Source organism: Pseudomonas sp. Kh14 (assembly GCF_900291005.1).
In the GTDB taxonomy this organism is placed as follows: Bacteria; Pseudomonadota; Gammaproteobacteria; order Pseudomonadales; family Pseudomonadaceae; genus Aquipseudomonas; species Aquipseudomonas alloputida.
Window position 1 is genome coordinate 26331 of sequence record NZ_OLKJ01000031.1, and the last position, 13321, is coordinate 39651.

The 13321-nt window shown below is 62.0% G+C and carries 11 protein-coding genes; 7 read left to right on the plus strand and 4 right to left on the minus strand.

What is annotated here, in order from left to right; genetic code table 11:
• The first annotated feature begins 34 nt into the window (after nt 1-34).
• The 4 genes from cobM to FQ668_RS16120 all read left to right on the plus strand — a co-directional run bounded on the left by cobM (nt 35) and on the right by FQ668_RS16120 (nt 5226).
• Complete coding sequence (gene cobM / locus FQ668_RS16105) at nt 35-787, plus strand: precorrin-4 C(11)-methyltransferase (RefSeq protein ID WP_076403122.1); 753 nt, start codon at nt 35-37, stop codon at nt 785-787.
• Nucleotides 788-853: 66 nt separating this feature from the next.
• The gene (locus FQ668_RS16110) at nt 854-1096 is read left to right on the plus strand and encodes a DUF1272 domain-containing protein (protein WP_019437528.1); all 243 of its coding nucleotides are present in this window, start codon (nt 854-856) and stop codon (nt 1094-1096) included.
• 220 nt (nt 1097-1316) lie between these two features.
• Entirely contained in the window at nt 1317-1931 is a 615-nt protein-coding gene (locus FQ668_RS16115; RefSeq protein WP_014590838.1) for a response regulator transcription factor, read from the plus strand.
• 13 nt (nt 1932-1944) lie between these two features.
• Nucleotides 1945-5226 carry a transporter substrate-binding domain-containing protein gene (locus FQ668_RS16120; RefSeq protein ID WP_014590837.1) on the plus strand — a complete coding sequence of 1094 codons (3282 nt, stop codon included), beginning with the start codon at nt 1945-1947 and terminating at the stop codon, nt 5224-5226.
• On the opposite strand, the gene FQ668_RS16125 is transcribed toward FQ668_RS16120, so the two are convergent.
• Both FQ668_RS16125 and FQ668_RS16130 read right to left on the minus strand, forming a co-directional pair.
• Nucleotides 5192-6511: a PAS domain-containing methyl-accepting chemotaxis protein gene (locus tag FQ668_RS16125; RefSeq protein WP_119713562.1), complete on the minus strand. Its 1320-nt coding sequence runs from the start codon at nt 6509-6511 to the stop codon at nt 5192-5194. The genes FQ668_RS16120 and FQ668_RS16125 overlap by 35 nt on opposite strands.
• Nucleotides 6512-6747: 236 nt before the next feature.
• Nucleotides 6748-7767 carry a LacI family DNA-binding transcriptional regulator gene (locus FQ668_RS16130; protein ID WP_014590835.1) on the minus strand — a complete coding sequence of 340 codons (1020 nt, stop codon included), beginning with the start codon at nt 7765-7767 and terminating at the stop codon, nt 6748-6750.
• A 206-nt stretch (nt 7768-7973) separates the two neighbouring features.
• Here FQ668_RS16130 and FQ668_RS16135 point away from each other — a divergent pair, with 206 nt between their 5' ends.
• The 3 genes from FQ668_RS16135 (at nt 7974) to FQ668_RS16145 (ending at nt 10367) form a co-directional block, all read left to right on the plus strand.
• Nucleotides 7974-8513: a gluconokinase gene (locus tag FQ668_RS16135; RefSeq protein ID WP_076403124.1), complete on the plus strand. Its 540-nt coding sequence runs from the start codon at nt 7974-7976 to the stop codon at nt 8511-8513.
• A gap of 111 nt (nt 8514-8624) precedes the next feature.
• Nucleotides 8625-9977 (plus strand): GntP family permease, encoded by a 1353-nt coding sequence (locus FQ668_RS16140; RefSeq protein ID WP_014590833.1) that lies wholly within the window; start codon nt 8625-8627, stop codon nt 9975-9977.
• Nucleotides 9978-10064: 87 nt separating this feature from the next.
• Entirely contained in the window at nt 10065-10367 is a 303-nt protein-coding gene (locus tag FQ668_RS16145) for a hypothetical protein (RefSeq protein WP_014590832.1), read from the plus strand.
• Between the two features lie 14 nt (nt 10368-10381).
• Here the strand turns inward: FQ668_RS16145 and FQ668_RS16150 are convergent, their stop codons facing one another.
• Complete coding sequence (locus tag FQ668_RS16150) at nt 10382-11809, minus strand: sigma-54 dependent transcriptional regulator (protein WP_014590831.1); 1428 nt, start codon at nt 11807-11809, stop codon at nt 10382-10384.
• Complete coding sequence (locus tag FQ668_RS16155) at nt 11778-13271, minus strand: HAMP domain-containing sensor histidine kinase (RefSeq protein ID WP_144180417.1); 1494 nt, start codon at nt 13269-13271, stop codon at nt 11778-11780. Before FQ668_RS16155 ends, FQ668_RS16150 begins: the two co-directional genes overlap by 32 nt.
• Nucleotides 13272-13321 lie beyond the last annotated feature (50 nt).

Below are 13321 nucleotides of genomic sequence, written 5' to 3' on the forward strand. Positions count from 1 at the left end.
GCGTTTCGCCCCCTCATTCTTGCCAGGACTTTGCATGACCATCTACTTTATCGGTGCCGGCCCCGGCGACCCGGAGCTGATCACGGTCAAGGGCCAACGGCTGATTCGTCAGTGCCCGGTGATCATTTATGCCGGTTCACTGGTACCCGCCGCCGTGCTCGAAGGCCACCAGGCCGAAACCGTGATCAACAGCGCCGAACTGCACCTGGAACAGATCATCGCCGCCATGCGCAGCGCACACGAAAAAGGTCAGGATGTGGCCCGGGTGCACAGCGGCGACCCCAGCCTGTACGGCGCCATCGGTGAGCAGATTCGCCACCTGCAGGCGCTGGGCATCGGTTACCAGATCATCCCCGGTGTTACCGCCACGGCAGCGAGCGCCGCCCTGCTCGGCTGCGAGCTGACCTTGCCTCAAGTGGCGCAGACGGTGATCCTTACTCGCTATGGTGACAGCTCGCCCATGCCGCCGGGTGAGCAGTTGGGCGACCTGGCGCGCCATGGCAGTACGCTGGCAATTCACCTAGGGGTCAAGCACCTGTCGCGCATTGTCGATGAGTTGATGCCGCACTACGGCGCGCACTGCCCTGTTGCGGTGGTGCATCGGGCCACCTGGCCAGACCAGGATTGGGTGCGCGGCAACCTCGGCGATATCGTCGAACGCGTAGCGGCCAAGGATTTCCGGCGCACGGCGCTGATCCTGGTAGGCCACGTGCTGGGTGACACACCGTTCGCTGAATCGGCGTTGTACCGTGCCGGGCATGCCCACCTGTACCGCCCTGGCGACTGAACATTGCCAGCCTTGCCTCGGGCGTAGCAGACTCCGGGTTCCCGCCTGCGAACAGGAGTCATGCCCATGCTGGAACTACGCCCCAACTGCGAGTGCTGTGATGCCGACCTGCCGGGTGACAGCCCCGACGTTATGATCTGCTCCTTCGAATGCACGTTCTGCCGTGCCTGTGCCGAAACCCGCTTCCAAGGCCGCTGCCCGAATTGTACCGGGCAGTTGGTAGCCCGCCCGACGCGGGTCGGGCAGGCATTGACCAACAACCCTGCCTCCACGCTGCGGATACACAAACCGCACGCTGCCTGCGCCTGAACAACTGCAAAGACCGGCATCACCGCTTTTTCAGGGTGATGTCTTTCCTGTTTCTTGTAGGACTTTTCAACAATATGCCCTGAGGATTTCAACACTTCTATACTCGGCATTACCAAATTTCGGGAATGGTCGTATCGTGCAGCGCTTCCGATAACCCCACTTACAGACGTATTCCTGAGTGTTCCAGGAAGCGGACCACATCCCTACAGGAGTTTTCCTCATGACAACCGTGCTGATCGTCGACGACCACCCTATTGTCCGGCTGTCGTTGCGCCTACTGCTCGAGCGCGAGCGCTTCCATGTCATCGGCGAGGTCGGCAATGGCAGTGAAGTGGCTCAGGTAGCCCGCGAACTGCGCCCGGACGTAGTCATTCTCGACATCGGCCTGCCCGGCCTGGACGGCATGGAAGTCATCAAGCGATTGCAGAGCCTTGAGCCGGTACCGAAGATCATGGTGCTGACCGGCCAGGCCACCGATCTGTATGTGCGTCGCTGCCTGGATGCCGGAATAGGCGCCTTCGTCACCAAGGAAGAGGACCACGAGGCCCTGCTGTTCGCCCTCAAGGCGCTGATCAAAGGTTATTCGACCTTTCCGCAAATGTCGGTCAACAGCAACTCGCTGGAGAGCGAGCCAGTGCGCCTGGCCAGTCTCTCCAACCGAGAAATGGAAGTGCTGCGGCGCCTCGCGCGCGGCGAGAACAACAAGAACATCGGCACTTGCATGAACCTCAGCGCCAAGACCATCAGCACCTACCGGGGCCGTATCATGGAGAAGCTCAAGACCGAGTCGCTGGTGGAAATGGTCGACCTGGCCAAGCGCAACAGCGTCTATTGAGCGCTCGGCTGCCATGAAACAGTTGCTGGCGAGCGTCCTTCTGGCTATCGGCCTGGCCAACTCCCCGGAACTGCAGGCCAGCAGTGAACCACGCCACCTGCTGGCGCGCTCGATCAGTGCCGCTGCCCCGCTGACGTTATCCGGCGATGATCGCCACTGGCTGAAACAACGCCAACGCCTGGTACTGGGCAGTGCGCGCCCCGACTACCCCCCGTTCGAAATCAACGTCAGCCAGCATGACTATGAGGGGCTGAGCGCAGACTACGCCGGCATCATCGGCGAACAGCTGGACATCCCCATTGAAGTACGTCGTTTTGACAGCCGTCACGAGGCCATCACTGCCCTGCGTGATGGCCGTATCGACTTGTTGGGTAGCTCCAACGCCTTCGAGGCGGCGGACGCCGAGCTAAGCCTCAGCACCCCCTATGCCGACGACCTGCCAGTGATCGTCACCCGTGAAGGGCGCAGCTTGAAAAGTACGCCCGAGCTCGCCGGCCTGCGCCTGGCGATGGTCGATCACTACCTGCCGGCCGTCAGCGTTCGCACACTGTACCCCAAGGCGCAACTGAGCCTGTACCGCTCGACCCTGGCCGGGCTCGCTGCCGTGGCGCTGGGCGAGGCAGACGCCTATCTGGGCGATGCCATCAGCACTGACTACATGATCGGCAAAAGCTTTCAGGGCACGTTGAAAATCGACCATTTCTCTCAATTGGCCCCAGAGGCTTTTGCCTTCGCCATCGCCAGCGACAACCCGCGCCTGCATCGGCTGGTGGACAAGGCGCTGTCACGCATAAGCGAAAGTGAACGCCTGAACATTCTGCGCCGCTGGAGCAGTGGTAACACCAGCCTGCTGCTGCAGCGCCACCTCACAGCCTTGAGCGAAGAAGAAGAATCCTGGATCACCGCCCACCCCACTATCAGCGTACTGGTCAATACCTCGTTGGCACCGTTGACGTTCAACGATGCCCAGCACCGCCCTAGCGGTATCACCCTGGACCTGCTCAAGCAGATCTCGCTGCGCACGGGGCTGCAGTTCAAACCCGTCGAGAGTGCTTCATCGCAGGCCATGATCGACCGCCTGGTGCGGGGCGAGGCACAGATGATCGGGGCGCTGGGCTATGGTGCCGACCGCTTGAAGCAACTGCGCTATACCCGCCCCTACCTGGTCAGCCCGCGCGTGCTTGTTACCCGCAACGACGGTGAATCACCTGCACAGGCCAAGGCCCTGGATGGCAAGCGCATCGCCTTGGTGCGCGGCTCACCGCAGCAGGCCGTTTTGCAACAGCGATACCCGCAGGCCGAGATAGTCGAAGTTGACAACCCACTGGGCCAGATGGAGGCCGTGGCCAACGGTGTTGCCGACGCGGCCCTGAGCAGCCATATCAATGCTGCCTATTACATCAGCCATGTGTTCAAGGACCGTTTGCGCATCGCCAACATGCTCGACGACGCCCCGGCCATTGCCGCCTTTGCCGTAGCCGCCGACCAGCCCCAACTGCAGGCCATTCTCGACAAGGCGCTGCTAAGCATTCCACCTGAAGAACTGGACCAGTTGATCAACCGCTGGCGCACCAGCACACTGGTGAGCGACAGTCCCTGGCGCGACTACCGCACCCTGGCTTTGCAGGTGCTGGTGCTGTCGGCCCTGCTGCTGGCCGGGGTGGTGTTCTGGAACAGCTACCTGCGCAAGCTGATCAACCAGCGAACCGAGGCACAGCACGCGCTGCAGGCACAGCTCGCGCTGAGCCGCGGGCTGCTGGAACAGTTACGCCAGGCCAAGGACGATGCCGAACAGGCCAGCCAGACCAAAAGCACCTTCCTGGCCACCATGAGCCATGAGATCCGCACCCCGATGAATGCCGTGATCGGTCTGCTGGAACTGGCCCTGGAAGATAGCCGCAGCGGCCGCAGCGACGCCCAGACCTTGCAGACCGCGCATGATTCGGCCATTGGCCTGCTTGAGCTGATTGGCGATATTCTCGACATTTCCCGCATCGAATCCGGGCACATCAGCCTGCAGCCAGTGCCTACCAATCTGGTCGAACTGGTGCGCGCCACGCTGCGGGTGTTCGAAGGCAATGCCCGGGCCAAAGGGTTGCATCTACACGGCGAGCTGCCCGCAGAGCCGGTATGGGTGCTGGCTGATCCACTGCGACTCAAGCAAATTCTGTCCAACCTGATCAGCAACGCCATCAAGTTCACCGACCGTGGTGAAGTGCAGGCATGCCTGCTGCTGCCCAAAGTTGCCGGCCACGGCATTCTGGCTATCGAGCTGGATGTGCGCGACACCGGCATCGGCATCAGCCCCGCCGACCAGGCCAGGCTGTTCAGTGCCTTCGTTCAGGTCGATGGCCCAAGGGCACGTCAAGGGGCAGGCCTGGGGTTGGTCATCAGCCGTACCCTGGCCGAACTGATGGGCGGCGCCCTGAGCCTTCAGAGCGTCGAGGGCGTTGGCACCCGGGTACAAGTCAGCCTGCGGTTACCCGTCTGCGAAGCACCGGCACAAGCGGACCCACAACTCACCACACATGAAAGTAACAGCGGCCCGCTCAATATCTTGGTGGTCGACGACTACCCGGCCAACCTGCTTTTGCTGGAACGGCAACTGCAAACCCTGGGGCACCATGTGACACTGGCGGAGAATGGCGAGATCGCCCTTGCACGCTGGCAGGAAGCGCGCTTCGACCTGGTGATCACCGATTGCAGCATGCCGGTCATGGACGGGCATGAGCTCACCCGGCGCATTCGCAGCCTGGAGGGCGAGCGCGGCCTGCCAGCAGGCCGTATTCTTGGCGTGACCGCCAACGCCCAGGCCGAGGAGCGTACTCGCTGCCTGGCCAGCGGCATGGACGAATGCCTGTTCAAGCCAATTGGTCTGCGCACGCTCAAGATCCATCTGCCCCAGGTGCGCCCTCAGCAGCCGTCGCCGGAGCCTTTCCATAGTGGATTCGACCTGGCCGAACTGCGTCACCTGACCCAGGACGACGAACAGTTGACGCGGCATTTGCTGGAGCAACTGTCGATAAGCGTCGGTGAAGACCTGGCCGCCCTGCGTGCCTTGGCAACAGACGCCCCTGATGAAACCGTGCGCGCCCTCGCCCATCGCATCAAGGGTGGCGCCAAAATGATCAGGGTGCGCACTGTGGTCAAAGACTGTGAAGCTATCGAACACGCCCACGCAAAAGGGCTGCCGACCGTCGAACAACGCGCGCAACTGCAACTGAGCCTGCAGGCACTGCTTGACGAGATGCGCGAGGCGCTCAATGCAATTGCAGCGTCGAAGTTATCTGGCTGATGGCGTCCACGACGTGCCGTGAGCCTTGCTGGATTTCCATGATCACCGTTCCCGCCTCATTGGCCAGCGCCACGCCGTGACCGGTGCGGTTGAGGCTCGATTGCATGCTGGCCACTGCCAATAGCGACAGGTCGTGGTTCTGCCGCACCACATCGACGATTTCCAGGGTGGCCTTGCTGGTTCGCGCGGCCAGATTGCGCACCTCATCGGCCACCACGGCAAAGCCGCGCCCGTGCTCGCCGGCACGCGCTGCCTCGATGGCTGCATTAAGGGCCAACAGGTTGGTCTGGTCGGCGATGCCCCGAATGGTCAGCACAATCTGCCCGATCACATCCGACTGCTTGTTTACCGCGTCGATGCTGCGCGCAGCGTCGTTAAGCTCCTGGGAAATCTGCTCGATTACCTGCACCGCCTGCTGCACCACTTCGGTACCCTTGCGCGCGCAGGCATCGGTCTGCACCGAGCTGGCATGGGCGGCATGGGCGGCGCTTTGCTGGGTGCAGACCTGGTGGGTGATGTCGCTGGCAAACTTGACCACTTTGCACAGGCGGCCCTTGCTGTCGAAGATCGGGTTGTAGGAGGCTTCCAGAAAAACGGTCTGCCCTTGCTTGTTGACGCGTTCGAAGCGGTGCGAGTGGTATTCGCCACGGTTCAGCGAAGCCCAGAACTCTCGGTACTGGGCCGATTCGCGTTCATGCGCCAGGCAGAACAGCCCGTGGTGGCGGCCAACCACTTCATCGAGGCGGTAGCCCATGGTGTCGAGAAAATTCTGGTTGGCCTTGATCACCCGGCCTTGGGGGGTGAACTCGATCACCGCCATGGAGCGGCTGATGGCCTTGAGCAGGCTTTCGCTCTCGTGCTCCAGCACCACCCGCTGGGTGATGTCCGACGCCACCTTGATTACGCTGGTGACTTGCCGATGCTCGTCCAGCACGGGCATGTAGCTGGCTTCCAGCCAGACCTCGCGCCCCGCCTTGTCGATACGCTCGAACGTACCGCTGATAGCCTTGCCCTGCCCCAACTCGCGCCACAGTTGCTGGTACTCGGCGCTTTTTGCATAGTCCGGCTCACAGAACAACCGGTGGTGCTCGCCACGCAGCTCGTCGGCGCTGTAGCCCATGGCCTGGCAGAAGCGCTCGTTGGCGTCGAGAATAGTACCGTCAGGGGCGAACTCGATCATCGCCATGGAACGGCCGATTGCGGACAGTTTGGCTTGCGCATTGGCCAACGCCTGGCGGCTGCGCTGGATTTCTGCCAAATCAGACTTGCGGTGGAAATCGAACATGACGCGGGGCTCCCTATGCGCGGTTTTCTGAGCATAGATCGCCGTTGGCAAGTCGTGGCATCTACAGCGCCTGTCTTGAACCAGCGCGCCCCCCCGTAGGAGCGGGTTCACCCGCGAACACCGGCACAGCCGGTGCCATGCCCCGCAACGCACGCTTCGCAGGTAAACCCGCTACACCTTCGTTTCGGGCCAATCATTCCTGTGGGATTCGCGCGAGAAGGCCTTGGCGGGCACTCTCAGGTGCTCTCCCGCACCATCAGCTCAAAGCCCAGATCCTGCTGCGCATTCGTCACCCGCTTGCCATCCAGCAACGCCAGCAGCGCCTGTGCTGCGCCCCGACCCACCGCGGCCCGCGGTGTGCGAATGGAGGTCAGCCGCGGGACCATATGCGCCGACGCAGGCAAATCGTTGAAACCGACCATCGCCACCTGGCGTGGCACCTCCACACCTTGACGCAAGGCCTGCAGCACCGCGCCCTGGGCCAGGTCGTCGTTACAGAAGAAGATGCCGTCGACATCCGGCGCCTGCTGCATCAGTTGACTGAACAGCGCGCTGCCCAGGGCAATCGACGATGGCTCCGGGGCCAACACCTCCAGCTCGGCGGCCTGCAAACCGGCCTCTGCCAATGCCTGACGGAAACCCTCGGCACGCTGCATCACCCTCGGGTCCAGCTGCGCGGCAATGAATGCAAGGCGCTTGCGCCCGCGCTCGATCAGGTGCCGTGCAGCAGCACGCCCGGCCTGATGCTGCGAGAAGCCGACCGACAAAGCCCCTGGCTCGCCATTGAGCTCCATCATGTGCACACACGGCACGCCGCTGGCAGCCAGCATCTGCCGGGCAGCATCGCTACGCTCAAAGCCGGTCAGCAAAATGCCGCAGGGCTGATAGGCCAGGTAATTGCGGATCAGGTTCTCTTCTTCGGCAAGGTCGTAGTGATAGTTGCCGATCAGCACCTCTAGCCCACGAGGGCGCATGACCTCGTGAATGGCCTCCAGGGTGTCGATGAACAGTTGGTTGGACAACGACGGGATCAACACCACCACCGACTGGCTGCGTGCCGACGCCAGCGCCCGGGCCGCCGGGTTGGCCACATAACCAAGGTTCGCCGCTGCGGCGATGACCTTTTCCACCAGGTCAGGCGCAACGGTGCTGACCCCGCGCAAGGCACGCGAAGCGGTGATCGGGGAAACCCCGGAAAGTCTGGCAACTTCAGCCAGGGTGGGACGACCTGTAGTTCGGGAGCCGGTGCGGGACATGAATGTTGTAATTTTACTACTTGCAAGGAGAGGGAACGGCCACTAAGGTAGCGCTGTCTCAGGATGCAGGCAATGTAATCTTTGGTAGCAGCCACCACGCGCTCGCCACCAGGCGTCCATACTGCGTAAGGACAAGACCAATAACACCGGGGAGGTGGCTGTTCGTCATCGGCGAGACAGCGCTATCTCACCCGCAGGAGGTACTGATGAATTCTCCCCTGTCCGCCATTGTAGTGATGGGCGTGGCCGGTTGTGGCAAAAGCTGCATCGGCGCCGCCATCGCTGCCAGAAGCGGCGGCCGCCTGATTGAAGGCGACGCTTTCCACCCTGCCGAAAACATCCGCAAGATGAGCGCTGGCATCCCGCTGGACGATAGCGACCGTGCCGGTTGGCTGGTACGCCTTGGTGAAGAGTTGCAAACCACCACCCAGGCCGGGGAACGCCCGATCCTGACCTGCTCGGCACTCAAGCGCCGCTACCGCGACACCCTGCGCGAGGCCATGCCCGGGCTGGTGTTCGTGTTCCTCGAACTGTCGCCTGCCGAGGCCGAAAAACGCGTACTGGCTCGCCCAGGGCACTTCATGCCGGCCAGCCTCATCGACAGCCAGTTCGCTGCCCTGGAATCGCCACGCGGCGAGCCACTAACGCTTGCACTGGACGCCACCCAACCGATCGAAGCACTGGCCGAAGCGGTGGACCACTGGCTAAAGCACTGCGGTGAGCCGGGCCTGGCACAAACCGCCTGACCTCGGCGGCATTTCCGTCTCACCAAAGACAGCGCTACCCCAACCCGTAAACGCGGCAAAGACTCCAAAAAGCTACGCCCAAAACAACGATAAGACCGAGGCCTTCAAACCATGTTCGGACTGGCTACTGATACCTTCCTGCTGCTCGACGCGCTGGTTACCATCGTCGGGCTGATCCTGCTGATCACCCATTTCAAGGTTCACCCCTTCGTCGCCCTCACCCTCGCGGCCGGCTTCCTGGGCCTGACTTCCGGCATGCCGGTGGACAAGGTCATGAAATCGTTCCAGGACGGTTTTGGCGGCGTACTTGGCTTCGTCGGTATCGTGCTCGCCCTGGGCACCATGCTCGGCAAGCTGATGGCCGACTCCGGTGGTGCCGACCAGATCGCACAAACCCTCATCCGCGCCTTCGGCAAGAAGAACGTGCATTGGGCGATGATGTTCGCCGCCTTCCTGGTGGGCATCCCGCTGTTCTTCGAAATCGGCTTTGTGCTGCTGATTCCCCTGGTGTTCATCGTCGCCCGGCGCTCGGGCGTCTCGTTGGTGAAAATCGGCATTCCGCTGCTGGCCGGCCTGTCGGTGGTGCACGGCCTGGTACCACCACACCCGGGCCCCTTGCTGGCGATCGGCATTTTCCACGCGGACATTGGCAAGACCATCTTCTACGGCCTGATCGTCGCACTGCCCACCGCGATCATCGCCGGCCCTCTGTTCGGTAACTTCATTTCCCGCTACATCCCAGGCAACCCGTCCCAGGAGCTGATGGACCAGATCGCCAAGGACTCCGATCAGGGCAACCTGCCAAGCTTCAGCATCACCCTGATCACCGTACTGCTGCCGGTCGCGTTGATGCTGCTGAAAACGTTCGCCGACGTGGTGCTGCCTGCCGAGCACATCGTGCGCCAGTGGATGGACCTGATCGGCCACCCGATCACCGCCCTGCTCGCCGCCCTGCTACTGGCCTTCTACACCTTCGGTTCGGCCCGCGGCTTCAACCGCCAGCAGATCATGAAGATGCTTGACCAGAGCCTGGCACCGACTGCCGCCATCGTGTTGATCGTCGGCGCTGGCGGTGGCTTCAAGCAAATGCTGGTGGACACCGGCGTAGGCAACGTGATCGGGCAGATGGCGGTGCAGGCAGAAATTTCGCCGATCATGCTGGCATGGCTGGTGGCGGCGGTGATCCGCATCGCGACCGGCTCCGCCACGGTCGCCACCATCACCGGCGCAGGTATCGTGGCACCGGTGATCGACCTGGTGCCGGGGGTGAACCGTGAGCTGTTGGTACTGGCAACCGGTGCCGGCTCGCTGATCCTGTCGCATGTGAACGACGCCGGCTTCTGGCTGGTGAAGCAGTACTTCAACATGACCGTGGCAGAAACCTTCAAGACCTGGAGCATGATGGAGACGATCCTGTCCATCGTCGGCATCATTTTCATCATGTTGCTGTCGCTGGTGGTGTGACCGTTGATCGGGGTAATGGCACCTTGACGTTCCGGGTAAGGCCGAAGAGAAGTATGAGCCTTACCCATACAGCAAAAGGAGCCTGCCATGCCCCGCTCAATCATCCTGTCGATTGCCCTGCTCGCCTCGCCGCTGGCCTTTGCTGTCGGCACAGGTCCGACCTACCCCGACGACCCGCACAATACGGCGCCACAGCCAGGCGTGGACAGCACCCTCAACCCGATCGAGAAGCCTTTGCCGCGGGACACCGACCCGCGCATACAGGGCAACGAACCGCAAAGCCCGCCGGCGAAGCAGAATGACAACCGCGATCTGCCGGGGATGGATGGCAGTGGGTCGGAAGGTACCGGCCGGCAAGGAGAAGGCAGCTCGGGCACAGGTAACCCCTGACGACACGGCCTGTACTACCACTGACGCTTGTCAGGCCGGGTCAGCCCCAGCTTCTCGATCCGGTAACGCAACATATCCCGCGACAACCCAAGCATCCGCGCCGACTTGGTCACGTTCCAGTCGGTGCGGTCCAGGGTCTTGCAGACGAGGTCGCGCTCCATGTCAGGCAGGCTTGTACCCGGTTCTGGCTCGTGCCGCGGCAGTTCGAACATGGCCGCCATCGGCTGTTGCGCCAACGGCTCGTCAACCAAGGTCATGCACAGGTTCAACTGATGCGCCTGCACCACCTCGTTCGGCGCCAGCAACACAGTCTGCTCCAGCATGTTGCGCAATTCACGCACATTGCCAGGCCAGCTATAACCGAGCAGCAGGCTTTCAGCCTCGGCCGAAAAGCGCAGGTTCGGCTTGCCATAGCGCCGGCTATGGTGGGCAAGGAAATGCCGCGCCAGTAGCAGGATGTCCTGCCCACGCGAATAAAGGCGCGGCACCTTCAGGGCGATAATGCGAAGGCGGAAGAACAGGTCACGCCTGAATTTGCCCTGCTGCACCATTTGCTCCAGGTTACAGTTGGTGGCGCTGATCACTCGCAGATCCACCTTACGTTCCTTCACGGCACCAATCCGGCGGATGCTGCGGTCTTCCAGCAACTTGAGCAGCTTGGCCTGCAGCACCAGGTCCATTTCGCCAATCTCGTCAAGGAACAAGGTACCGCCATCGGCAGCCTCCACCAGGCCTACGCGGCGCTCCTTGGCATCGGTGAACGCGCCCTTCTCGTGGCCAAACAGTTCGGCCTCAAGCAGGTTGGCAGGGATCGAAGCGCAATTGAACTCGATGAACGGCCCCTTACTGCGCGAACCATCGAAATGCAGGGCACGGGCCACCAGTTCCTTGCCAGTACCGGTCTCGCCTTCGATCAGCACCGGTGGCAGGTCGTCACTGGCCATGCGCCGTTCGGCATCGAGTACCTGGCGCAGGGTGTGCTTGAGGGTGAGCATCACTGGCGACTCGCCGATCAAAGCCTGCAACCCGGACTTCTGCGCCTCGCGCTCCTGGTAGAACGACAGCGTGCGCTCCATGCGCTCGGTAGCCAGGGCTTTGTCCAGGGTCAGTTTGAGCTCGGCCAATACCACCGGCTTGGTCAGGTAATGAAACGCGCCCTCCTTCATCGCCTGCACGGCATCTTCGACATTGCCGTAGCCGGTCATCATGATCACTTTCAGGTCCGGCGCCTGGGCCACCAGGGTACGTAGCAGGTCGTGCCCGCTCATGCCTGGCAACGAGTTGTCGGTCAGCACCGCGTCAGGTTGCGCCCGCTTTATGTGCTCCAGCGCCAGCTCCGCGCTATGGCACACGATGACTTCGTAGCCCTTGAGGCTGAGGTAGGTGCGAATGTTGTCGGCAAGGATTTCATCATCCTCGACGACCAGGATGCTGTGGTCCATGTTCCCCTCCCGCTGCAATATTGAATGTAAGGCTGACGCGGGTTCCTTCCTCTTCGCGGCTGCTCAGGCTGACCGAGCCGCCAAAACGTTCCATGATGCGTTTGACCAGGGCCAGGCCTACACCGAGGCCACCCTGCTTGGTCGTGAAGAACGGTTTGAACACCATCCGTTCCTGCTGTTGGCTCATGCCTTTGCCAGTGTCGGTCAGCACGAACTCGGCACGCAGGCCTTCTTGCACATTGACCTGGGCATTGAGCATCCCGCCAGCGGGCATGGCCTCCAGGGCGTTGGAAAACAGGCTGTTGAGAATCTGCGTGAGCTGCAGCGGCTGGCTGACCACCCATTGCACGTCAGGCCCTTCGAAATGGAAGCGCACGCCGTTGCGTTCGATCTGCCGGGCAAAGGCAAGGTGTGTGTCCTCGATGGCCGCTACCAGGTCCACGGCCTCGGGTTTGTCACTGGCCGGGCGCAACGACACCAGCAGGTCGCGCACCCAGCGCGACATGCGGTCGACCTGGCTGATGATGTCAGTGATGTTCTTCTGCGCAGCAGCGTTGGCGGTTTCCTGGGCAAGTTCGGCGCTGGAGCGTATGTTGGCCAGCGGGTTACGCATGCTGTGAGCCACGGCCGACGACATTGCTCCCAGCGCCACGTAGGTTTCGCTTGCCACCAGCCGCTCCTGCTGCAGATGCAGCATGTGCGCCGCACGGCGCACGATCCAGAACAGGCCGAAGTAAATCAACGCCCCACCCACCAGTGTCGAGGCCCAGATCAGCACATAGCCGCGCTGGATGCGCCGGATGAGGTCCTGCGGCTCCTTGTAGATTTCCACCATAGCCAGTACCTGCTTACCCTGGCTGTCGAACAGCGGGATGTAGTTCTCGATGAACAGGTAGCGTGGTGCGCGCTGGAACTTCTGCTCTTCGCGATCCTCGGCGGCCTTGTGATAACTGGCCGACACCGCCTTGCGCGAACGGAAGGCCCGCTCAAGATCGCCATCAACTTCTATCCGCTTGCCGATCAGCTCTACGTTGGTGGACCAGACAATGGTGCGGTCGCGGGCATAGACGTTGGCCAGCAAGGTGTCCGGCAGGTGCTCGACATGATCGAGGAACTCGATACGGGTCGATTCGGCTATGGCCGGGGTGAACTGCAAGTGCTGCTGGTCCAGCCGCGGGTCCAGCAAATCGCCCATGGTGCTGCCAGGCGGCAATTGCGAATGCCGCACTTCGGCCTGGGCCATTGCCTGAATGAACTGCGCTGTAAGCATGGCATCGCGCTCCACGCTATCGCGCACCACGAAGCGCGTCGACACATAACCAAGCCCACCTGCCACCGAGGCAATGATCAACAGGCTGATCACCGAAAACCAGCGCAGCAGGTTGAATTCACGCAAGGGTACGGCCCGTCCGCTGGCGGTCGCATTGGCCTTGTCGGGCGCTTCGTCTTCCAGCATCTGCATCGCGTGGTTCCCGCGCAGGGTATACGTTCAGAACTGCATCAAGGCCAATG

Excerpts from the sequence above, each read along its gene's own strand:
- cobM (WP_076403122.1), top strand. The coding sequence starts at position 35 with ATGACCATCTACTTTATCGGTGCCGGCCCCGGCGACCCGGAGCTGATC.
- FQ668_RS16110 (WP_019437528.1), top strand. The coding sequence starts at position 854 with ATGCTGGAACTACGCCCCAACTGCGAGTGCTGTGATGCCGACCTGCCG.
- FQ668_RS16115 (WP_014590838.1), top strand. The coding sequence starts at position 1,317 with ATGACAACCGTGCTGATCGTCGACGACCACCCTATTGTCCGGCTGTCG.
- FQ668_RS16120 (WP_014590837.1), top strand. The coding sequence starts at position 1,945 with ATGAAACAGTTGCTGGCGAGCGTCCTTCTGGCTATCGGCCTGGCCAAC.
- FQ668_RS16125 (WP_119713562.1), bottom strand. The coding sequence starts at position 6,511 with ATGTTCGATTTCCACCGCAAGTCTGATTTGGCAGAAATCCAGCGCAGC.
- FQ668_RS16130 (WP_014590835.1), bottom strand. The coding sequence starts at position 7,767 with ATGTCCCGCACCGGCTCCCGAACTACAGGTCGTCCCACCCTGGCTGAA.
- FQ668_RS16135 (WP_076403124.1), top strand. The coding sequence starts at position 7,974 with ATGAATTCTCCCCTGTCCGCCATTGTAGTGATGGGCGTGGCCGGTTGT.
- FQ668_RS16140 (WP_014590833.1), top strand. The coding sequence starts at position 8,625 with ATGTTCGGACTGGCTACTGATACCTTCCTGCTGCTCGACGCGCTGGTT.
- FQ668_RS16145 (WP_014590832.1), top strand. The coding sequence starts at position 10,065 with ATGCCCCGCTCAATCATCCTGTCGATTGCCCTGCTCGCCTCGCCGCTG.
- FQ668_RS16150 (WP_014590831.1), bottom strand. The coding sequence starts at position 11,809 with ATGGACCACAGCATCCTGGTCGTCGAGGATGATGAAATCCTTGCCGAC.
- FQ668_RS16155 (WP_144180417.1), bottom strand. The coding sequence starts at position 13,271 with ATGCAGATGCTGGAAGACGAAGCGCCCGACAAGGCCAATGCGACCGCC.